Here is a 20,033-nt window from a genome sequence, read left to right on the forward strand (position 1 = left end):
TAAAAATAAAACTACGGAGGTTTAAAATCATGAAAAATAAATTAAGTGTAGCTACCAAAACCCTGATGCTGACAGGAGTGCTTTTTGCGTTGATGTCGATCACAGCAACTGCTCAAAAGATAGGATATGTTGATACGGAATACATCCTGCAAAACATCCCTGAATACCAGGATGCCCAAAATGAGATTGAAGAATTGTCGAAGCAATGGCAGGAAGATATTGAGAAACAATACGCTGATGTAGACAAAATGTACAAAGCCTACCAGGCCGATGCCGTGCTACTACCCGAGGACTTGAAGCGCAAGCGTGAAGAAGAAATAGTAGCTGCCGAGCGTGAAGTAAAAGAACTGCAGCGCAAACGCTTTGGCGCCGAAGGAGACTTATTCAAAAAACGCGAAGAACTCATCAAGCCTATCCAGGAAAAAATCTTCAACGCCATTGAGGCAATTGCCACCAAGAAAAACTACGCTTTTGTTTTCGACAAATCAGGCGGCCCGGTGCTTATGTTTGTGGATAGCAAATACGACATCTCCGACGAGGTACTCGACCAGATTGGAAGTATTATGGGAGTAAGAGGAAGGTAATGCCAGGCTTTGATTCCAGGTTCTTTTTAAACAAGTTTTAAATAGCCATCTGTTACAATTTATTTGTTTAAGTAATGTTAATTAATATAATTTTGCCCACTTAGTAATTGAATAGAAATCATTTAATAAATTGAGAATGAAAAAAATAGCAAAAGTATTCTTCGTTTTGGTGTTCATGACCACTGCCATCGCCGCCAATGCACAAAAAGCACAAAAATTCGGTCATATCGACTTTTCATCACTGATACAGATGATGCCCGGGCAGGACTCCATCAATACCGCTTATGAGACCTACGCCAAAGGTCTCTCCAACCAGCTCACTACCATGCAGGCCGAGCTTGAAAACAAACAAATGGATTTTCAGGCCAAAGAACCAACCATGTCGAACATTATCAAGCAAACCAAAGAAAAGGAATTGCAGGATCTTTATAACCGACTGGTAGATTTTCAGCAACAGGCACAGCAAGACCTTCAGAATTACGAAAACGAACTTCTCAAGCCGCTGATTGATAAAGCCCGCAAAGCAATCGAGAAAGTTGCCGAAGAAAACGGTTTCACCTATATCCTGAATTCTACCCAGGGAATGGTGCTTTACTCACAACCCTCCAGCGATGTGATGTCGATGGTAAAAACCAAACTTGGAATCAACTAATCGAAAGATTCTTCAGAATAAAAAAATAAAAGCCCTCTGCGACCCAGAGGGTTTTTTTATTTCTGCTCCGTAACTTCAACAGCAAAAGTGCGGGCAGCAAAGTCACGCAGCACAGGTAACGTTTTTTCAGGTGCTTCCACAAAACCCATGTGCCCCACATCAGCAAGCATCAGCATTTCAGCGTGACGGGGAAGTAGTGCCTGCGACATAATTTTTTGCACAGGGATGCGCGGATCCTCTTTGCCGGAGATAAAAAGTACCGGCACTTCTATATTTTGCAACAGCTCGATACCCCCGGAGCGTCCACGCATAGCTTCGAGCGAAGCAACAATGCCCTCTACCGAAACCCCGGCAGCGATTTCCTGCAGCCGGTTTATTGTAGCCGTCAGGCGCATGAGATTAGTTTCTGCAAATAATTCGGGAATAAACTGCCGGACAAAACCATCATGGTTGAGCCGAACAATATTAATAGTTCGTCGCCGGTTTTCTTTGGCTTCCTCAGTATCAGCCGAGGCATGCGAATGAAAAAGACATAGCCCTCGGAGCATTTCCGGATTTTGTCGGGCAAATTCCAGTGATACATACCCACCCATCGAATGTCCTGCCATCAGGCAAGTCTTTATTTGCAGAGAATCCAAAACAGCTTTTACAGTTGCAGCAAAGGCTTCCATACTCGCATCTTCAATGACATCGGAACTTCCGTACCCCGGCAGGTCGATGGCAATTACTCTGAAATGAGTTGAGAGTTCGCGTGAAAAATCATTCCAGATTTGTAGCGAGCCCAAAAAACCATGCAGCAAAACGATTGCGTCGCCTTGCCCCTGATCAGTAAAATGAATCTTTTTGTTGTTATGAATAATGGTTTGATTCATGTCATTTTATATTTCAATGTTTTTCATCAATTTTTCGATGTCGTCAGGGTTTACGGGAATATCAGATGAAAGAATCACCGGCCCATCGTTGGTAATAAGTATGTCATCTTCGATGCGAATGCCAGTGGATTCCTCAGGAATATAAATTCCCGGTTCGCATGTTAAAACCATGCCTTCGGCCAAAGGTTCATATTTATGAGCAGCGTCGTGCACTTCAATCCCCAGGTGATGCGCCACGCTGTGCATGTAATATTTTTTGTAAAGCGGCTTTTTATCGTCTTGCTTTTCTACCTCAGCAGCATCAAGCAAACCGGCTTTTATCAATGCTTTTTCCATCAGCTTTCCGGTAAATTTATTGAGTTCCTGCAGGGTCGTTCCCACCGTCATGCGGCTGATGGTTTCTCTTTGTACATTTAGCACCAGCTCATAAAGCTGCCGCTGGCGGGCGGTAAATTTTCCGTTTATCGGAATAGTTCGAGAAATATCGGCGGCATAGCCATTTATCTGCGCACCAAAATCGAGCAGCAGCAGACTGCCATCATCGCATTTTGCGCTGTTGCGCGAATAGTGAAGCGTACAGGCATTTTTTCCGGCAGCTGCAATGGGAGCAAAAGCATTACCGGTGGCACCGCTGTAGCGAAATTGATGTTCAATTTCGGCCTGTACCTGGTTTTCTGTTACGCCTGGCCGAACAAAACGCAGCACTCTTTCGAAAGCCGATGCTGTAAGCGATATAGCTTGCGCAATGAAATTTTGTTCGGCAGAATCTTTAACCATTCGCAGCTTAGTGATCAGTGGCGCTGCACGCAGATAGTGATGCACGGGATAACGTTGCATCAGCAGCAGCTCGGTGGTGCGCTGAAGCGCTCCTTCAAAAATTGCTGCAGGCTGATGCTCCGGAACGTTCAGATACACCTGCCGGCACCAGGCAAAATATTCGGCAAGCATTCCTTCTGCTTCATTTAATGAATGTATTTCCTCGATTCCTGAAATGGTAGCAGCGTCTGAAAGAGAGATTTTATCGCTGCCCCACACGATCTCCTTTTGCGTAGGCTCCGAAACAAAAAGCACTTCCCGCCGCCGGGGTTCAGGATGATCGGGTGCCAACACTAGCAAACATTGTGGCGCGCGTATTCCGGTGAGATAATAAAAATCGGCAGCAGCGATCATCGGATGGCACTCTTCCCCAACAGATGCTGCGGGTGCCGACGAGCTAAAAACCGCAATGCTGAGCGGTTCGGTCAGTTTTACAAAATGCTCACGATGATTCTTGAAAATTTTGGATGCAGCAACAGAAATCATTTTATTGGGTGATAGTTATTTAAAAACGTTACAAATTATGTCGGATTAGATATTTAGATTGAATACGAATGATATTAAAACTAAATTTGTCGTGACTTGCAAAAGAAGGTTTTTTTAGTCAATTTTGAAAAATCAGAACTTTAATATTCGAAAAACATAATCCTATGAGCAGTTATTCATTACAGTACTCCTCCATCACAAAAAAGGCCATCATGGCATTGGTGGGACTGTTTCTTATCACGTTTCTGTTCGTGCACCTGGGAATCAATCTCACGTTGCTGATTCCCGGCACCGACACCACCGCCGACAGAGAAATCTTTAACTTAGCAGCTCATTTTATGGGCACCTTTTTCCTGATAAAGGCATTCGAAGTGGTTCTCTTTGGCGGCTTTATCATCCATATTATCCTTGGATTGATAATACAAATTCAAAACTGGATGGCACGTCCCAAACGTTACAAAGTTGAGGGCTGGTCGCACACCTCGCCATTCTCCAAGTTTATGATTCATACAGGAATCATCATCCTCATCTTTCTGGTGATACACCTGATGGATTTTTATGTAAAAGTCAAAATTCTTCATGATGTTCCCAATGTGACCTATAATGGCAAAATCTACCACGACCTGGGAGCACTTGTGATTATGAAGTTTACAAACGGTTGGTTTGTAATAGGCTACATTGTCGCTTTTGTACTGCTGGCTTTCCACCTCGACCATGCTTTCCAATCGGCGTTTCAATCGCTTGGCCTCAATCACAGCAAGTACATGCCATTTCTCAAAGGGTTGAGCCGTGTTATTGCCATCGTCTTAGGCATCGGCTTTACGGTGATCCCCTTGGTTATTTATTTTAGTAACAGTATTCAAGTATAATTATCAGATAGCTATGGTAAAATTAGAATCGAAATCCCCCGAAGGTCCTTTAACACAGAAGTGGACGAGCTACAAAGATTCGCAAAAGCTGGTAAATCCGGCCAACAAGCGCAAGCTCGAAATCATAGTGGTGGGTACCGGCCTGGCAGGAGCAGCAGCAGCAGCAAGTTTTGGTGAGCTGGGGTTCAAAGTCAAGATTTTCACCCTCCTCGACAGCCCTCGCCGGGCACATAGCATCGCAGCTCAGGGCGGTATCAATGCTGCCAAAAACTATCCCAACGACGGCGACAGTGTTTACCGTCTGTTTTACGATACCATCAAAGGCGGCGACTACCGCGCACGTGAGTCCAACGTTTACCGCCTGGCCGAAGTGAGCAACGCTATCATCGATCAATGCGTGGCACAGGGCGTTCCTTTTGCCCGCGAATACAGTGGCTTACTCGACAATCGCTCGTTTGGCGGCGCGCTGGTGTCGCGTACTTTTTATGCCCGCGGACAAACCGGACAACAACTGCTTTTGGGCGCCTATGGTGCGCTTAGCAAAGAGATTCATAATGGTTCTGTGAAGATGTACACCCGGCAGGAAATGCTCGACCTGGTAATCGTCGACGGACGCGCCCGCGGCATCATCACCCGCAACCTTGTAACCGGAGAGCTCGAGCGCCACGCAGCTCATGCAGTGGTGCTGGCAACGGGCGGCTATGGCAATGTTTTTTTCCTTTCAACCAACGCCATGAACTCAAATGGCAGTGCTGCCTGGCGTTCTTACAAACGCGGCGCTGTGTTTGCCAATCCTTCGTTTACACAAATTCATCCTACCTGCATCCCAGTGCATGGCGAATACCAAAGCAAGCTTACGTTGATGAGCGAAAGCCTCCGCAACGACGGGCGTATCTGGGTTCCTAAGAAAAAGGAAGACGCTCAAAAGATTCAACAGGGCACACTAAAGCCCACCGAAATAAAGGAAGAAGACCGTGATTATTACCTCGAGCGTCGCTATCCGGCTTTTGGCAACCTGGTGCCGCGTGATGTGGCTTCGCGTGCTGCCAAAGAGCGCTGCGATGCTGGCTATGGCGTTGGTAACACTGGCCTGGCTGTTTATCTCGATTTTGAAGATGCCATACAACGCCTGGGCATCGACAAGATAAAAGCACGTTACGGCAACCTTTTCCAGATGTATGAAAAAATTGTAGACGAAAATCCCTACGAAACTCCCATGATGATTTTTCCCGCGGTACACTATACCATGGGCGGCCTATGGGTGGATTACGAACTACAAACCACTATCCCGGGACTTTTTGCTGCCGGCGAAGCCAACTTCTCCGATCATGGCGCTAACAGACTGGGCGCGTCGGCATTGATGCAGGGTTTATCGGATGGATATTTCGTGCTTCCCTTCACCATCCAAAATTATCTGGCTGATCAGATCAACGTTCCGTTTATCAGTACTGACCAGCCTGCTTTCGCTGCTGCTGAAAAAGATGTAAAAGAGCAGTTGCAGAAACTCCTTGCTATCAAGGGTAACCAAACCGTCGACACGTTCCACCGCAAGCTGGGTCGCATCATGTGGGAGAAGGTAGGGATGAGTCGCAACAAAGAGGGGCTGCAAAAAGCTATCGAATTGATACGCAAATTGCGCGACGAATTTTGGAAAGATGTAAAGGTTCCAGGCGAACTCAGCGGCAAAAATGCCGAGCTTGAAAAAGCATGGCGCCTTGTAGATTACCTGGAAATGGGCGAACTGATGGCGCGCGACGCCCTGGAACGCAACGAGTCGTGCGGCGGACATTTCCGCGAAGATTATCAAACACCCGAAGGTGAAGCTCTGCGCGACGATGATAACTTTACCAACGTGTTTGCCTGGGAATGGAAAGGTGCCGACACCATTCCCGAAAAGAACATCGAACCGCTCAACTATGAGTTTATTGAAGTAAAAACAAGAAATTATAAAGAATAAAACGCACAGCTATGGATCTTACTTTGAAAATCTGGCGACAGAAAGATTCGAAATCCAAAGGGGCTTTTAAGACCTACGAAGTAAAAGATGTTTCACCCGACGCTTCCTTCCTCGAGATGCTCGACGTACTCAACGAGGATCTAGTGATGAAGGGTGAGATGCCCGTGAATTTCGACAGCGATTGCCGCGAAGGCATTTGCGGTGCGTGCAGTTTGTACGTCAACGGCAGGCCTCATGGCCCGGATTCAGCTATCACCATTTGCCAGGTGCACATGCGCAAGTTTAAAGATGGACAAACGGTGATCATTGAGCCATGGCGCTCCAAGGCATTTCCCGTAATCAGCGATTTGATTGTCGATCGTTCGGCTTTCGACCGGGTGATACAGGCCGGCGGATACGTGTCGGTGAGTACCGGCGGTATTCCTGATGCCAACGATATTCCGGTGAATCAGCCCAAAGCTGAGGCGTCCATGGATGCTGCTGCCTGCATAGGCTGTGGTGCCTGTGTGGCGGCTTGCAAAAATGCTTCAGCCGTACTTTTTGTCTCCGCAAAAATTTCACAACTGGCGCTGCTGCCACAAGGACAAATTGAAGCCAAACGTCGCGTGCAGAAAATGGTGAAACAAATGGACTACGAAGGTTTTGGCAATTGCACCAACACAGGTGCCTGTGAAGCCGAATGTCCTAAAGAAATCACTCTGGCGAATATTGCCCGCATGAACCGCGAATTTATCGGCTCCAAGCTCGGCGCACAAAAGATGAATCTGGAGAATTATTAACTAGCTTTACATCAGCATCTTCAATAATCGTCGATGCTTTTATAAATTTATTATAGCTATGATAAAGAACATCTTTTTCATAGCTATAATTTTTTTAGCCATAGCTAACATGAAATCGGATTACATGAAAATTCAGTTGTAAAGAATTACTTTACAACTGCCTCTGACGGCAAAAATTACGAGTTCATTGATTACACCACCAGCTTGCGGTTGAACTTCTTCACCGCTTGAAAAATAGCTACTACCAAAATTATGAGCATTCCAATGCCTGCCATCCAGGCGATGGAACCGTAATATACTTCGGCCAGTTCGGTGCGCTTGTAGATGATTCCGGCGAAAGCCCAGATGATGACAAGACTGAAGAAAATATCTTTGCGCGCAAACAAAACTATCAGCGTAAGCAATATAACAATGGCTATCATTACCACAGTCCATGTTTCGGGTGCCAGCCCCCAGCCATTCCATTTGTAGCGCAGTAGCAGGGTGGAAGCATTGGCGATGGTGGCCACGCTGATCCATCCAAGATAAACACTAAAAGGCATGTGTACCAAATACATTTCGCTGCGACTTACCACGCGATTTCCAATGCCCAGACGGGTGTAGATAAGAATGAGCGAAAACAAAAACAGCAGCATCAGCACCATCGAAAGCCAAACCACCTGATGGTGCCAGGCAAAAATCCAGGATACGTTGAGCACCGAAGTAACGAAAAACCAAATGTCGATGCGGTAGAGATAACGGTTTTGCGGGATGTTGCTCTCTTTAAATAGTCCTTTGGCCTGGTAGATGACAAAAATGATCAGCAACAGATAAATGACGCCCCAGATAGAAAAAGTGATGCCTGCAGGGGTGAAAAGACTGGGGAAACTGTCGGAGAGTGCGCCGGTGGTGCGGCCTGCAATTGGAAGTGCGTTGGCCAGATAATTTACCACGATTACTGCAATCAGGCCGACGATGTTCAGGATTTGGTAGGTTTTAATGCGCATGTTGCTTGTTTTTATTTTTGTTTTTTAGTGAACGTACAGAAGCAGTCTTGGATGTCCGGTGTCAACGGTTTTTTTGTAAAAAAATGTTTTTGAACAAACGCCGGCGTGCCCGGTTTCTTGCAAAATTATGAAAAAATGCAGCTATTAATTAAGTCGAAGGTAGCCGCGCCTTTTGAGCTGGTGCGTGAAAATTTCGACAGGGAATTATTTGAAGCGCTTTTGCCGCCGTCATTTGTAGCTTCACTTGCACGTTACGATGGCTCTGCGCCCGGCGATGAAGTGCATATTCAATTTCATCTGCCGTGGCGGTCTCTTTGGATTAGCCAAATCACCGAATCAGAGCAAACTCCCACAGCGCAACATTTTATCGATGAAGGAATCCGGCTGCCTTTTGGCCTGCGCACATGGAGGCATCAGCATGGCGTTATAAAAATTGACAACAATAAAACGGCTATCATTGATGACATAAGCTTTAGCACCCGAAACAAGCTGATGGATCTGTTGGCCTGGCCGATGCTATTTCTGGCTTTTTATCCACGAAAGTGGCAGTATAAATCTTTCTTTAAAAAACTAAAAGGGAAACGATAAATCAAAACCATAAAACTTTCGTTGATTTCTTTTTTAAAGAACCAACATCATTAATAAAAATACAAATGGAAATTGCCGAATGGAGAGAAATAGCTTACCGAAAAGCATTTGAAACCACGTTGAAATACATTCAGAATCTGCGCCACAGAGATAAGAAGTTCACCATCGACAGTCTGGAGGCGATGCTGCAAACCGAATACGACCGGCAGGGACTGGCCTGGGATGGCCGGGGCGAAGTGGTCGAGATTTCTATCGAAGCCAACATAGCAGCCATGCAGCAGGAACTTTACAGCTGGCGCAAAGAGATATAGCATCGGGTAATACTGTTTCGTGATTGCAACAGGAAAATTTTTACCAACCGACCAGATGGTTATTGTCCCGCTGTCATTTTCTAACTTCTGAGTTCCAACTTTTGGCCTCCACCTTCCAACTTCTGATTTTTACTACTTTTAGCCTCACTTTTTTAAAAATACTATCGCAATGCGCCCGGCGTTAAAATGTTGTTTTACAAAGGGCTTTTATTCAGATCATGGCTAAGCAAATTATACCATTCTTTTTATTTTTCTTCATTTCGTTCTCTCCGATGCTCATGGCGCAGGACACGATCAAGCCGGAGAATTATCAGATTTTTTATTATGAAAATGAAAACATCGCCAGCGAAGGCCTGATGGTAGATGGAAAGCCCGATGGCTATTGGAAGACTTACCACGAAAACAGAACGCTGAAATCGGAAGGCAACCGCACAAATTTTGATTTGGAAGGGTCATGGAAATTTTATGATGAAACCGGAAAGATCTTGTTGCTGGTGAATTATAGCCAAGGCATTAAAAACGGGCTGCGTATCACCTGGCACGACCAGGAAATAGTTGCAGAGAATTTTGAAAACGACATCCGGCAAGGTCTCACCACCTATTATTATGCCGACAGCACCATCGCCAAAACCATTCCTTTTGTGAATGGCCGTGAAGAGGGACTGGCCAAAGAGTTCGCCGACGACGGGAGAGTAATCACTCTCACCACCTACAAAAAAGGTTACATCGTGGCCCGCGAACGCATCAACCGAACCGACTCGGAAGGACGCAAGCAGGGAGCCTGGAAGTTTTTTCACAACAATGGTCTGGTAAGTCTCGAAGGCCGCTATACCAGCGATGAGAAAGATGGGTATTTTAAAAGTTATGATAAAAATGGCAAGCTGCTCGAAACCAGCAAATGGGTAAATGGCGTGCAGCAGGAAGATGTGGCTGAGCTGGCGCGGCTCGAAGTGGTGAAAGATTATCACAACAACGGACAGGTGGCCATTGTGCAAACCTACAAAAATGGATTGCCGCAAGGCGTAAGGCGCGAATACGACGAGGAGGGAAATCTGGTGTCAGGCGCCTATTACGAAAATGGCGTGCTGACCGCCAGCGGCATCACACTTACCAATGGCGTGCGCAATGGCAAATGGGAAGAGTTTTATCCCGACGGCTCCATGCGTGCCGAGGGTAGCTATGCCGATGGACTAAAAACCGGACGCTGGAATTATTACCACCCCAACGGGAAATTAGAACAAACCGGCACTTACAACAATAAGGGAACGCCGGAAGGTCTCTGGACGTGGTATTATCCTTCGGGTTCGCTGCTGCGTGAAGAGAATTTTCTGCATGGCCTGCCTGACGGCATGCTGACCGAATATTACGAAGATGGCAACATCGTTACCGAGGGCGAATACATCGAAGGATTGCAGGAAGGCCCCTGGACATACACCTACGGCGACAGCCGCGAAGAAGGCAGCTATAGCTATGGCCGAAGAAACGGTGTTTGGAAGTATTTCGACACGGATGGCAACTTGCTTTTCGAGGGCGAGTTTATCGATGATAATCCCCACGGCAAGCATGTTTTTTATTGGAACAACGGCCAGGTAAAAGATGAGATAAACTACGTGGCCGGCATGAAACAGGGTGATTGGAAAAAATACAATTCCGATGGCACGCTCCTGCTGGTAATCACCTTCGAAAACGGAATCGAACGCAAGTACGATGGCGTTACCATCAAGCCGGCTTTTTCCGAATCGTTCGACGATGATGGCGATGATGAGGATTGGGATTAGGATTTTTTATACCTTCTCACCACGGAGACGCGAAGGTTTTTATTAAAACCTATCAGACCAGATTACTTGTTCAATTTGGCTTAATCTCACTTTTTTTGCCACTTTAAGCCAAATTGAATTTTTAGTATGCACCATTTTATTATTTCAACACCATCTTGTTGTAATTGTGCGTTTCAACCATTGTCAGCTTATACTTTCATTTGTATGAATAATCTTTTAAATTAGAAAATCGAAGACAACAAGATGATCATCAGAAAAGCAATACCATCAGATGCAGAGCGCATCGTCGCCTTTTTGCTTTTGGCAACGGAGGAAATTGTATACAAATTTATCGGCGAAAAGGATCATGAAAAAGCGAAGGCGTTTTTACTTTACTTTATTAAAAAAGAAAACAACCAATATTCGTATCAAAACTGCCTGGTGGCCGAAATTGATAACGAAATGGTGGCAGCGGTTGCTTTTTATGACGGCGCCAGGTTGGCGGCATTGCGACAGCCAATAATAGATTACATTCGGGACAATTTTAATAAAACCTTTGAACCTGAAGATGAAACCAGCAATGGTGAATTTTACATCGATTCGATAGGCGTTAGCCTTAGCCATCGGGGAAAAGGCATCGGTGCAAATCTGCTGCAGTTTCTGATTGATGAATACGTGAGCAAGAAACGGAAAAACCTGGGTTTGCTTGTTGATGAAGAAAACCCCAAGGCAAAGAAGCTGTATTTGAAACTGGGTTTTAAAAGTGTAGGGAAAATTGTTTTAGTGGGCAAGCAGATGGAACATCTTCAAATCAAAGGGGGAGAATAATCGCGAGCGGTACATTAACGAGCATCCTTTCAGTAGCGCGCGTTCAGGTTTCTTTATTAAAAATAGATTTTGGTGGTTTATAATAAGTATAAAAAAATTAATGGATCCTCAACTATCGAAGAGATTCTGCGGGAAACCGGATTGGATCAAACCACAATCGAAGAGCTTTAAAACTAAAAAGGCGCACGATTGTGCGTCTTCAAAATAAAAGCTGTAACCGGCATTGTCAAATCGTTTGTCTTCGCAGTCCTGCCAGAAAAGTCAACAATATTCTAATCCGTTGGCTCCTGCTCCAGCTCCTGGTTTACCTGCAGCCTGAAACCGGTGCCATGCACATTTACGATGCTTATGTTGGGATCAGCTTTGAGGTAGCTGCGCAGCTTGGCAATAAAAACATCCATGCTGCGACCGATAAAATAATCGTTGCCACCCCAAATTTTTTTCAGCGCCTTTTCGCGTGGGAGCAGTTGGTTGCGATGTTCGATGAGTAACTTAAGAAGAGCGGACTCCTTGCGGGTAAGTTTTTGCTCGAAGTCGTCGCAGCGCAGGATCATGTTAATAGTATCAAATTCAATGTTGCCAAGTTTATAAATATTCCCTGCGATGCTTTCACCACTGTGGCTCTTTACCAGGCAGCGTTTAAGTACGGCACTGATGCGTAGACTAAACTCTTCGGTGCTGAAAGGCTTGGTGATGTAATCGTCGCAGCCTGCCTTGAAACCTTTGATACGATCTTCTTTGAGCGATTTGGCGGTGAGAAAAATAATCGGGATCGTATCGTTCATGTCGCGGATTTCCTGAGCAAGAGCAAAGCCATCCTTGCGTGGCATCATCACATCAAAAATACAAAGATCGAAGTGTGTGGTTTTAAATACAGTAAGCGCCTCATAGCCATCCCTACAGAGCGAAACGTTATATCCCAACATCTCGAGATAGTCTTTTAAAACCACACTTAAATTAGGATCGTCCTCGGCAAGAAGGATGGCTATGTCTTTGTTTTCTATCATGTAAATGATTTAGCAGTTTGGTAAAGCAAATATAACATAGTTTTTAGTTTGATCAGAATCTCTGGTTATCAGTCACTATTCGAGCGCATTTTGAGTGGGTGCATGAAAAGGCCAGAACAAAATAAAATTGCTCCCCTCACCCTGTTTGCTTCTTACCTGGATATTTCCGGCATGAGCCTCTACGATTGTTTTTACGTAAAACAGGCCAATCCCAAAGCCTTTCACATCGTGTACGTTACCGGTGGAGATGCGATGGAATTTTTTAAAAATGTGACGAAAATGTTCTTCGGCGATGCCAATACCTTTGTCCTGAAATGATATGAAAATACCCTTGCGGTTGCTGTGTGTCGAAATGATGATGTGTGGAGCCTCAGGTGAATATTTATTGGCGTTTTCCATCAGATTGCTAAGCACATTGGTGAAATGGTTTTTGTCGGCCTGTACGATGTAACCGGAAGCATTGAGTCGGTTTTGGATCACACCGTTACGGCTCGTAACTGTCACACGCAAGCTATCGGTGAGTTGCTCTATTAATTGATGAACATCCACAGCTTCGGGATTAATTTTGTACTCGCCGCGCTCGAGCAAGGCCACCTGGAGCACCTGATCGGCCTGATTCCTCAGCCGCTGGTTTTCGTTGTAAATGATTTTAGCATAGTGATCTACTTTTTCGCTTCTGCTTTGAATCCCTGGCTTGAGCAGCATTTCGCTGGCCACCGAAATAGTAGCAATGGGCGTTTTAAGTTCGTGCGTCATATTATTAACATAGTCGGCTCTGAGCTGAGCGAGTTTTTTTTGCTGCAGCAACGATCGCGTCACATACCAGAAACCGCTGATGGCGATGAGCATAAAAAGTGCCGACAGCAAGATGTACAACAACATCTCGTTGAACAGATAGCGCTCTTCGTGAGGAAAATATACCGTGAGATAAAACTGTTCGATTTGGAAGATACAGGAGATAGGTTTCTGGTGACGCGAATTGATAAGTTGTTCTTTTATTGCTTCATCGCTGATTAAGATAAATTGGTGATTTTCACCATCATAAATTCCATAATCATAGGAACGGAGTATCTCCAGATTTTGGAATTCAGTGGTAATAAGCTGAGTGATGAGTTCAGGATTGAGTGAGCGAATAAATTGTGAGTGGAGGCTGTTTTTGTTTGGAGAGCTAAGATAGCGCGAAGCCAGAGCCGTATCGTTTTGCAGCGACATGAGCTGGTTTATTACGCGTTTCATGCCCAACCCAACATTCTCCCGCAACTGATCGTCTTTGGTTTCTAATGCGCTGGCAACCCAAAAGGTCTGCGTGAGAATTATCCCCGTAAGGGCAACCGCAGTTATGATGATTATGATAAAATAAAGTCGTTTTTGCATGCCTCAAAGTTACTGCTCTTCGGGTCTTTTTCCGGACATTAACAAAACCTTAACAGCTTTTAACAGCCTCTTAACAGCTACCGTCTGACGCAGGTGTATGTTTGCAGCATAATTATTCAGTCAAAAACATTTAAAAATTAAAAACTAAAACCTCATGAAGAAAGTATTACTGATAATCGCCCTTGCCTTGTTCATCACCACTGGTGTTGTTACAGCAACCGAAGTACAGCAAGCTACAGCCAATGATTCTGAATTAATTGTTCAGGCTGACAACAATAATGATTTTGCATCACCGTTTATGGATAACGACAAAACTAAAAAGGACGCCAAGAAAAAGGACAAGAATGCAAAGAGCGCCACTAATTGTGTAAAAGAAAATTGTAAAGAAACCAGTTGCAAGGAAGTATGCCCCGACAAAAGTGCTACCAAGTGCTGTGACGAAAGCAAAACAGCCTGCAATAAAGATAAAGGTGAAAAGTAATTTGTTAGAGAAAGAGAGAGATAATTTTTTCATTTCATTTTTTTGTCCCCGCCTCCCCGGCGGGGTTTTTTTTTGTTAATCCCACCACAATCTCCAAAAGGAAAAGAAGATTATCAGGCTGATTGCCAATAGCTGAAAGGTTTCTCAGGATCTGCTCCCAAAGGTTGGTAAAAGAGTACGCTTTTAATTTTCAGGATTAATCCCGATTTTTGGTATCGATGATGAGCGTTACCGGACCGTCATTCAACAGTTCTATCTGCATGTTAGCGCCAAACTCACCCGTAGCGGAAGCCTTTCCGGTATCGTAGCTAATTTGGTTTACAAATTTTTCGTAAAGAGGAATAGCTGTTTCTGGTTTGGCCGCCTTGATATAGCTGGGGCGATTACCTTTTTTGGTGGAAGCGTGCAACGTAAACTGGCTCACCACCAACACTTCTCCGTCTGTTTCGATAACGGATTTATTCATCACTCCTTCGGCGTCATCAAAAATACGCAGCCGCGAAATTTTACCACTTAGCCATTCGATATCGGCATCAGTATCGGCCTCTTCGATACCCAGCAAAATGAGCAGCCCCGCGCCAATGCAAGAATAGACGCTCCCACCGATGGTTACGCTGGCTCTTTGAACTCGTTGGATTACCGCACGCATAGTTTTGCTTTCTATTAATAAATTTCGATAAGCTCGATGTTGTAGATGGTGGTGGTGCCTCCGGGGATCAAATCGATATAGTTTTGATCGCCATAGCCCAGTTGTGGCGGAATGTAAAACTCGAAGATCGCTCCCCGATGCATCAGTTGAATTCCTTCCTGCAAGCCTTTCACCAGATGATGTACACGAATATTTATAGGCCCGGTTTCGTAAGACATATCAAAGGTAGTGCGGTCGGTGTACATGGCGCGGTAATGAATGGTGACGCTGTCAGTGACGGCCGGATATCGTTTGCCGGTGCCTGTCTTCAGTATTTTGTATTGAAGTCCGTCGGGCAAAGTATTAACCCCCTCCGCCGATTTATTCTTTTCCATAAAGATTTTGCCGGCTGCTTTGTTTTGGGCCACCATTTTGAGAAAGCGCATTTGCTCCATCGAGTCAACTTCATGCTGAAAGATTCGGATAAGACGCACTTTGGTGCTGTCGCTAAAATAATTGTCGCGGTGATTTAGAGCATCGTACAACCCTTTGTAAATCATAGCTGCATCAGCATTTATTTGCTGGTCGCGAATTCCTTTGCCATAGTCGTAGCCAATAATGTAGCTCACCGAGTCGAGATGTGTGGTGGGCGTTAGATCATCGGGCGTTGCCATCCGATTGTTGCACCCCTGGCCAAACAAGAGCAGCAGCATAATGGCAGCTAATGTTTTTGTTGTTTTTATTAAAAATGACATCATTTTCGTTTTTGCATGAGCTGCAAATATAATGGACTGTCGTAATATTGAAATGGAGGGGAGATAATTTTAAACTCATTTTCCCCCGGATTAAAACCCGGGGCTATTGAAAAGCTCTATTTGTTGGCTTTAGACTTTTTGTTTCGTTTCAGTTCAAAATACTTTAAACCTTCGGGGGTAGCGATGCCACGAACAAAATTTTCGATCATGACTTCGTAAATGGTTTCAAAAGAAAATTGGTCGGAGGGGAAAATCTCTTCGTTGTGGATGTCGATAAGACGGCTCATGTAGAGGCGCGAAACCAGCTCAATGCTCAGATCGTCGCGATACATTTCCTGACTGATGCCTTTTTGCAGGTTGATTTGGATTTTTGTAAAAATAAAATCGCTGCGATTTTGAAAGTGGGCCTGATAAATTTTTGGATAACGTTCTTTGAGCATCACGCTAATGGTGGGCGTTACGTCGTAATATCGGCTTGCTATCTCACGGCTCACGATCATCAAGATGTCGATAGCATTCATCCCTTCAAAATCGAATTCGTCAAAGATTTCCATGAAGCTGCTTCGCTCAAAAGTAAGAATCTTAGTTACCAGGTCGCGCTCGTTCTTTACGTATTTACCAAGCAGTTCAGGCGTAATATTAAGCCGTTTGCAAATGCTCTCGATGTTGAGATTTGCAATCCCTTCCTGCATAGCCAATACACGTAAATTGGAAAGAATACTCTTGAATTGTGAATCCATCAACTTTTGGTTTGTTTGAATCATTACTTCAATAGAACGACAAAATTAGTATAATTATCAAAATGACAATCTGTTATAAAACAAAGCTTTAGAGCAATTTAGGGATATGATTTACAGGTAGTTTGTTCATCACCACAAAATTGATTGAAATCTAAAATAAGTACAAAACACAAAATTTAAATCGAAAAACCGATCCTTATTATTCCACCACCATTTTGCGCACCCTGTTGATGTTGTCGCCGGTAAGCGAGAAATAATAAACGCCGGGCGCCAGGTTGTATTTGCGAGCGTCAAAATGTTCGAGATACATACCGCTGCTGAGCTTTTCATGATCGATCAGACAAGCAATCTGTCGGCCGAAAATGTCGATAACTTTAAGCGTAACCGTTGCCGGACTTCGGAGTTTAAACGAAAAATGTGTGGTGGCGCTGAACGGGTTGGGATAATTCTGGTTGAGTGCAAAGGGAATTGCGGATTCGATGTGATTACTGATGCCTGTTGAGATGGTGTCGATGATGGCCGTCCACACACTTAGCTGGCCATTGTGCAGGCGCGTCCAGATGGGTCGAATCACATTGTTGACAGCTGAGATATTGTTGTAATCGCCAAAGAAAATACTCGACACGGGAACAAAAGGCTCCTCGCTGATTTTGTAATTACTGATGGTTTCGCCGCCATCGGTGGAAGTGGCCATGTAAACGTCAGTATTGCTGTCGGTATAGTTGCGGCGATCGTAAAACACAAAATGCAGATGGCCGGTAAACTGATCCAAAGTCATCCAGGTAAAAAATTGATGCCTCCCGGGCGGGTCATCGTTTACACGGATGCGTTCCGTCCAGGTGTCACCGCCGTCGGTTGATTTAACGAGCCAAACATCGGTGTCGTCAGTGCCGTTGCGTTGATCGGACCAGTTGATGTAAATAGTTCCATGATTTGGGCCGCCACTTCTGTCGCACACTGTTATTGGGAAACCGTTGCACCGGGAAATACCGGGGATTTCAAAATCCCATCCACCGGGAAGATCGCTCACAAATATGTCGTTTTCGAGCCAGGTTTCTCCCTGGTCAAGCGACCGGTCAAAAACCAACCCCAGCGGCCCTGCCCAACAAACGTAGATTTCGCCATTAGGACCTACCGAGGGCACAGCGCCTTCTACGGTTTCGTCGCTATCGATACAGTTGCCATCGACTTCGTTTATCCGCAAAGCCTCCGACCAGCTTTCGCCGCTGTCGGTAGATTTCGAAAACATAATATTGCTTCGGTGCTGTAAATTGCTGTCGCCATAAACATCAAACTGCGTCCAGGTTGCGTAAAGATTGCCATTGTTTCTATCCACGTCTACCCATGGCTTATCCTGATCTTTCCCATTCAATCCCATATAAGAACCCTGGCTCCAGGTGACCCCGCCATCCGTCGATTTCTGACATACGATACGGTCGAGCCAATTCCCATTAGATGGGTTGGAAAGATGAAAATAATAATAATGCCCATGCTCATCTACAATTACCATCGGGTCACCGGCCACGCCATACGCTGACGAATATAGTTTCTTCACGTTCCAACTGTAGCCACCATCATTTGAGTAAAACAAGTTGTTAATATTAGAACCGGCAATAATGCGATTGGTATTGTTGGGATCGATGTAAATAGTTGGCTCCTCCGGATAGCTCGAATTGCTAATCATCACGTTGGTGTGCTGTGCGGCGAGCTGCTGCAAACCAAACATGGCAAAGAAAAGAATCGCCATTTTCAGTGTCTTCATTTCCTGTCATTTTATAAATTATAAAAACAAAAATAGGCATTTTTCGGCGAGGAATGTCTGCTGTAGCCTATGCAGTAAATGAATTTGTGTAGTTTAGCCACCAAAATTTATTACAAAAAAATAAATGTGTAAAATATAGCAGATGAAAAAAGTTGCCCTTCACTGGCAGATTCTCATTGCACTGATACTTGCTGTTATTTATGGTTTATTGTTCCCGACGCACTATGTGTTGGATGAACAGGTGGTAGATAAACTTGAAAAAAAGATGGCGCCTTCCGAGGTGGTTGCTACCTTGCGGGAAGCACAAAGCGACAGTAGTTACACGTATGGCGAATTAGTTGAGGTTGCCCGGGAGCAGCTCACCCCGGCAGCTTACGAAAAGTATTATCCGTTGCTGGTTCGTTTTTCATATACCAATCCGGCCATCAAAGCTGTGAGCTGGATGGGCGATCTCTTTCTGCGCGCATTGCGCATGATCATCATTCCGCTTATTCTCAGTTCGCTTATCTCGGGCGTAACAAACATCGGCAGTGGCAGCAATCTGGGCAGGCTTAGCCTGAAGACGATGGGATATTATGTAATCACAAGCCTGCTGGCAATCCTTACCGGATTACTTCTTGTAAATCTTATTCAGCCTGGCGTAGGAACTGAAATCACATTGACACAGGAAGTTGGAGACCTTGTAGGGAAACAAAAGAGCTTCCTCGATATTATCATCGAAATTGTCCCCGACAACATTTTCAGAGCTTTGGCTGATGCTGATATGCTGGCCATCATCTTTTTTGCCATCCTTTTTGGCTTCTTCGTCATGAAAGTAGACGAAAAGCCCCGCCAGATGCTGATTGGTTTTTTCAATGCCATCTTTGAAGTAATGATGAAAATTGTAATGTTTGTCATTCTTTTTACCCCGCTGGGTATTTTCGGAATCGTGGCCAAAGTGGTCGCTGACCAAAACGATCTTTTAGGCCTTATCTCAAGCATGAGCCTTTACATGGTAACGGTAGTGGCAGGATTGCTTATTCATGCTTTGATTACCCTGCCGCTCCTGCTGCGTTTTGTCGGGCGGGTGCGACCATTTGCACATTTGCGCAACATGACCACACCACTTCTCACCGCTTTTTCTACCTCTTCGTCGGGAGCAACCCTTCCGCTCACCATGTCGGCTGTAGAAAAAAAATCGGGCGTCTCCAACAAGATCAGCAGTTTCACTTTACCGCTTGGAGCTACCATCAACATGGATGGAACCGCACTTTACGAATGCGTTGCAGCCATGTTTATCGCCCAGGCTTACGGCATTGAATTATCTCTGTTCAACCAACTTATTATTGTGGCCACAGCGCTGCTTGCGTCCATTGGCGCTGCCGCTATCCCAATGGCGGGTCTTGTAATGATTACAGTGATACTTACCGCGGTGCAGTTGCCGCTCGAAGGCGTTGGCCTTATTCTGGCTGTCGATCGGATTCTGGATATGTTCAGAACAACTGTAAATGTGTGGAGCGACAGCTGTGGCGCTGTCATCATTGCACGCTCGGAGCAAGAGCAGTTGGCGGTGGATTTGTAAAAATTTCGATCTTACATAAATCAATTATACTATCACGAGCCAAGCAATTATGAATTTGGGTTTCGTGCATTCCTTTGTTTCTAATTTATTTTAATTATAAAATACAACAAGAAAAAGAAAACGTCGACTGATGGCACATTAATTGACACGCCCAAAGAACTAATTTAAAACCGTTTTTTAACAGCTTTCTCTATTTGTAAGTGTTTTAAATAATAATTTTATATTATTGAATATCAAAGA

The 20,033-nt window shown here is 44.8% G+C and carries 20 protein-coding genes; 11 read left to right on the forward strand and 9 right to left on the reverse strand.

All coding sequences use genetic code 11. From position 1 onward, the window contains the following. Positions 1-29 precede the first annotated feature (29 nt). Positions 30-584, forward strand: coding sequence for an OmpH family outer membrane protein (locus VFC92_00845; GenBank protein ID HZK06722.1), 555 nt, complete (start codon positions 30-32; stop codon positions 582-584). Between the two features lie 136 nt (positions 585-720). After that, entirely contained in the window at positions 721-1,236 is a 516-nt protein-coding gene (locus VFC92_00850; protein HZK06723.1) for an OmpH family outer membrane protein, read from the forward strand. Positions 1,237-1,292: 56 nt separating this feature from the next. Here VFC92_00850 and VFC92_00855 read toward each other — a convergent pair whose 3' ends face one another. Both VFC92_00855 and VFC92_00860 read right to left on the reverse strand, forming a co-directional pair. Further along, positions 1,293-2,108: an alpha/beta hydrolase gene (locus VFC92_00855; protein ID HZK06724.1), complete on the reverse strand. Its 816-nt coding sequence runs from the start codon at positions 2,106-2,108 to the stop codon at positions 1,293-1,295. A gap of 6 nt (positions 2,109-2,114) precedes the next feature. Next, positions 2,115-3,410: an aminopeptidase P family protein gene (locus VFC92_00860; GenBank protein HZK06725.1), complete on the reverse strand. Its 1,296-nt coding sequence runs from the start codon at positions 3,408-3,410 to the stop codon at positions 2,115-2,117. A 164-nt stretch (positions 3,411-3,574) separates the two neighbouring features. On the opposite strand from VFC92_00860, the gene VFC92_00865 reads away from it, so the two are divergent. From VFC92_00865 to VFC92_00875, 3 genes are read left to right on the forward strand one after another with little or no spacing between them, the layout of a single operon-like run. Further along, on the forward strand, positions 3,575-4,279 hold the full coding sequence (locus VFC92_00865) for a succinate dehydrogenase cytochrome b subunit (protein ID HZK06726.1): 705 nt from the start codon (positions 3,575-3,577) through the stop codon (positions 4,277-4,279). A gap of 13 nt (positions 4,280-4,292) precedes the next feature. Beyond that, entirely contained in the window at positions 4,293-6,236 is a 1,944-nt protein-coding gene (locus tag VFC92_00870) for a fumarate reductase/succinate dehydrogenase flavoprotein subunit (GenBank protein HZK06727.1), read from the forward strand. Positions 6,237-6,247: 11 nt separating this feature from the next. Beyond that, complete coding sequence (locus tag VFC92_00875; protein HZK06728.1) at positions 6,248-7,015, forward strand: succinate dehydrogenase/fumarate reductase iron-sulfur subunit; 768 nt, start codon at positions 6,248-6,250, stop codon at positions 7,013-7,015. Between the two features lie 191 nt (positions 7,016-7,206). Here the strand turns inward: VFC92_00875 and VFC92_00880 are convergent, their stop codons facing one another. Continuing rightward, a complete protein-coding gene (locus VFC92_00880; protein ID HZK06729.1) occupies positions 7,207-8,001 on the reverse strand; it encodes a hypothetical protein in 795 nt (264 codons plus the stop codon). 135 nt (positions 8,002-8,136) lie between these two features. Between VFC92_00880 and VFC92_00885 the strand changes: the two genes are divergently transcribed. The 4 genes from VFC92_00885 (at position 8,137) to VFC92_00900 (ending at position 11,485) form a co-directional block, all read left to right on the forward strand. Then, positions 8,137-8,589 carry a hypothetical protein gene (locus VFC92_00885; protein HZK06730.1) on the forward strand — a complete coding sequence of 151 codons (453 nt, stop codon included), beginning with the start codon at positions 8,137-8,139 and terminating at the stop codon, positions 8,587-8,589. A 65-nt stretch (positions 8,590-8,654) separates the two neighbouring features. Beyond that, a complete protein-coding gene (locus VFC92_00890) occupies positions 8,655-8,900 on the forward strand; it encodes a hypothetical protein (GenBank protein ID HZK06731.1) in 246 nt (81 codons plus the stop codon). Positions 8,901-9,118: 218 nt separating this feature from the next. Further along, entirely contained in the window at positions 9,119-10,678 is a 1,560-nt protein-coding gene (locus VFC92_00895) for a toxin-antitoxin system YwqK family antitoxin (GenBank protein ID HZK06732.1), read from the forward strand. A gap of 243 nt (positions 10,679-10,921) precedes the next feature. After that, positions 10,922-11,485 (forward strand): GNAT family N-acetyltransferase, encoded by a 564-nt coding sequence (locus VFC92_00900; protein HZK06733.1) that lies wholly within the window; start codon positions 10,922-10,924, stop codon positions 11,483-11,485. 272 nt (positions 11,486-11,757) lie between these two features. Here VFC92_00900 and VFC92_00905 read toward each other — a convergent pair whose 3' ends face one another. Beyond that, complete coding sequence (locus VFC92_00905) at positions 11,758-12,492, reverse strand: response regulator transcription factor (protein ID HZK06734.1); 735 nt, start codon at positions 12,490-12,492, stop codon at positions 11,758-11,760. A 75-nt stretch (positions 12,493-12,567) separates the two neighbouring features. Then, positions 12,568-13,866, reverse strand: a complete 1,299-nt coding sequence (locus VFC92_00910; GenBank protein HZK06735.1) for a HAMP domain-containing sensor histidine kinase — start codon at positions 13,864-13,866, stop codon at positions 12,568-12,570. 154 nt (positions 13,867-14,020) lie between these two features. Here VFC92_00910 and VFC92_00915 point away from each other — a divergent pair, with 154 nt between their 5' ends. Further along, positions 14,021-14,347 (forward strand): hypothetical protein, encoded by a 327-nt coding sequence (locus tag VFC92_00915; GenBank protein HZK06736.1) that lies wholly within the window; start codon positions 14,021-14,023, stop codon positions 14,345-14,347. A 196-nt stretch (positions 14,348-14,543) separates the two neighbouring features. Here the strand turns inward: VFC92_00915 and dtd are convergent, their stop codons facing one another. From dtd to VFC92_00935, 4 genes are all read right to left on the reverse strand, one after another. Further along, a complete protein-coding gene (gene dtd / locus VFC92_00920) occupies positions 14,544-14,996 on the reverse strand; it encodes a D-aminoacyl-tRNA deacylase (protein ID HZK06737.1) in 453 nt (150 codons plus the stop codon). 14 nt (positions 14,997-15,010) lie between these two features. After that, on the reverse strand, positions 15,011-15,733 hold the full coding sequence (locus tag VFC92_00925; protein HZK06738.1) for an FKBP-type peptidyl-prolyl cis-trans isomerase N-terminal domain-containing protein: 723 nt from the start codon (positions 15,731-15,733) through the stop codon (positions 15,011-15,013). Between the two features lie 113 nt (positions 15,734-15,846). Then, the gene (locus VFC92_00930) at positions 15,847-16,470 is read right to left on the reverse strand and encodes a hypothetical protein (GenBank protein HZK06739.1); all 624 of its coding nucleotides are present in this window, start codon (positions 16,468-16,470) and stop codon (positions 15,847-15,849) included. 199 nt (positions 16,471-16,669) lie between these two features. Continuing rightward, positions 16,670-18,232: a T9SS type A sorting domain-containing protein gene (locus VFC92_00935; protein ID HZK06740.1), complete on the reverse strand. Its 1,563-nt coding sequence runs from the start codon at positions 18,230-18,232 to the stop codon at positions 16,670-16,672. Positions 18,233-18,374: 142 nt separating this feature from the next. Between VFC92_00935 and VFC92_00940 the strand changes: the two genes are divergently transcribed. Continuing rightward, positions 18,375-19,793, forward strand: coding sequence for a dicarboxylate/amino acid:cation symporter (locus VFC92_00940; GenBank protein HZK06741.1), 1,419 nt, complete (start codon positions 18,375-18,377; stop codon positions 19,791-19,793). Positions 19,794-20,033: the final 240 nt, after the last annotated feature.

This window comes from Bacteroidales bacterium (assembly GCA_035647615.1).
GTDB lineage: Bacteria > Bacteroidota > Bacteroidia > Bacteroidales > 4484-276 > SABY01.

Excerpts from the sequence above, each read along its gene's own strand:
- VFC92_00845 (HZK06722.1), top strand. The coding sequence starts at position 30 with ATGAAAAATAAATTAAGTGTAGCTACCAAAACCCTGATGCTGACAGGA.
- VFC92_00850 (HZK06723.1), top strand. The coding sequence starts at position 721 with ATGAAAAAAATAGCAAAAGTATTCTTCGTTTTGGTGTTCATGACCACT.
- VFC92_00855 (HZK06724.1), bottom strand. The coding sequence starts at position 2,108 with ATGAATCAAACCATTATTCATAACAACAAAAAGATTCATTTTACTGAT.
- VFC92_00860 (HZK06725.1), bottom strand. The coding sequence starts at position 3,410 with ATGATTTCTGTTGCTGCATCCAAAATTTTCAAGAATCATCGTGAGCAT.
- VFC92_00865 (HZK06726.1), top strand. The coding sequence starts at position 3,575 with ATGAGCAGTTATTCATTACAGTACTCCTCCATCACAAAAAAGGCCATC.
- VFC92_00870 (HZK06727.1), top strand. The coding sequence starts at position 4,293 with ATGGTAAAATTAGAATCGAAATCCCCCGAAGGTCCTTTAACACAGAAG.
- VFC92_00875 (HZK06728.1), top strand. The coding sequence starts at position 6,248 with ATGGATCTTACTTTGAAAATCTGGCGACAGAAAGATTCGAAATCCAAA.
- VFC92_00880 (HZK06729.1), bottom strand. The coding sequence starts at position 8,001 with ATGCGCATTAAAACCTACCAAATCCTGAACATCGTCGGCCTGATTGCA.
- VFC92_00885 (HZK06730.1), top strand. The coding sequence starts at position 8,137 with ATGCAGCTATTAATTAAGTCGAAGGTAGCCGCGCCTTTTGAGCTGGTG.
- VFC92_00890 (HZK06731.1), top strand. The coding sequence starts at position 8,655 with ATGGAAATTGCCGAATGGAGAGAAATAGCTTACCGAAAAGCATTTGAA.
- VFC92_00895 (HZK06732.1), top strand. The coding sequence starts at position 9,119 with ATGGCTAAGCAAATTATACCATTCTTTTTATTTTTCTTCATTTCGTTC.
- VFC92_00900 (HZK06733.1), top strand. The coding sequence starts at position 10,922 with ATGATCATCAGAAAAGCAATACCATCAGATGCAGAGCGCATCGTCGCC.
- VFC92_00905 (HZK06734.1), bottom strand. The coding sequence starts at position 12,492 with ATGATAGAAAACAAAGACATAGCCATCCTTCTTGCCGAGGACGATCCT.
- VFC92_00910 (HZK06735.1), bottom strand. The coding sequence starts at position 13,866 with ATGCAAAAACGACTTTATTTTATCATAATCATCATAACTGCGGTTGCC.
- VFC92_00915 (HZK06736.1), top strand. The coding sequence starts at position 14,021 with ATGAAGAAAGTATTACTGATAATCGCCCTTGCCTTGTTCATCACCACT.
- dtd (HZK06737.1), bottom strand. The coding sequence starts at position 14,996 with ATGCGTGCGGTAATCCAACGAGTTCAAAGAGCCAGCGTAACCATCGGT.
- VFC92_00925 (HZK06738.1), bottom strand. The coding sequence starts at position 15,733 with ATGATGTCATTTTTAATAAAAACAACAAAAACATTAGCTGCCATTATG.
- VFC92_00930 (HZK06739.1), bottom strand. The coding sequence starts at position 16,470 with ATGGATTCACAATTCAAGAGTATTCTTTCCAATTTACGTGTATTGGCT.
- VFC92_00935 (HZK06740.1), bottom strand. The coding sequence starts at position 18,232 with ATGAAGACACTGAAAATGGCGATTCTTTTCTTTGCCATGTTTGGTTTG.
- VFC92_00940 (HZK06741.1), top strand. The coding sequence starts at position 18,375 with ATGAAAAAAGTTGCCCTTCACTGGCAGATTCTCATTGCACTGATACTT.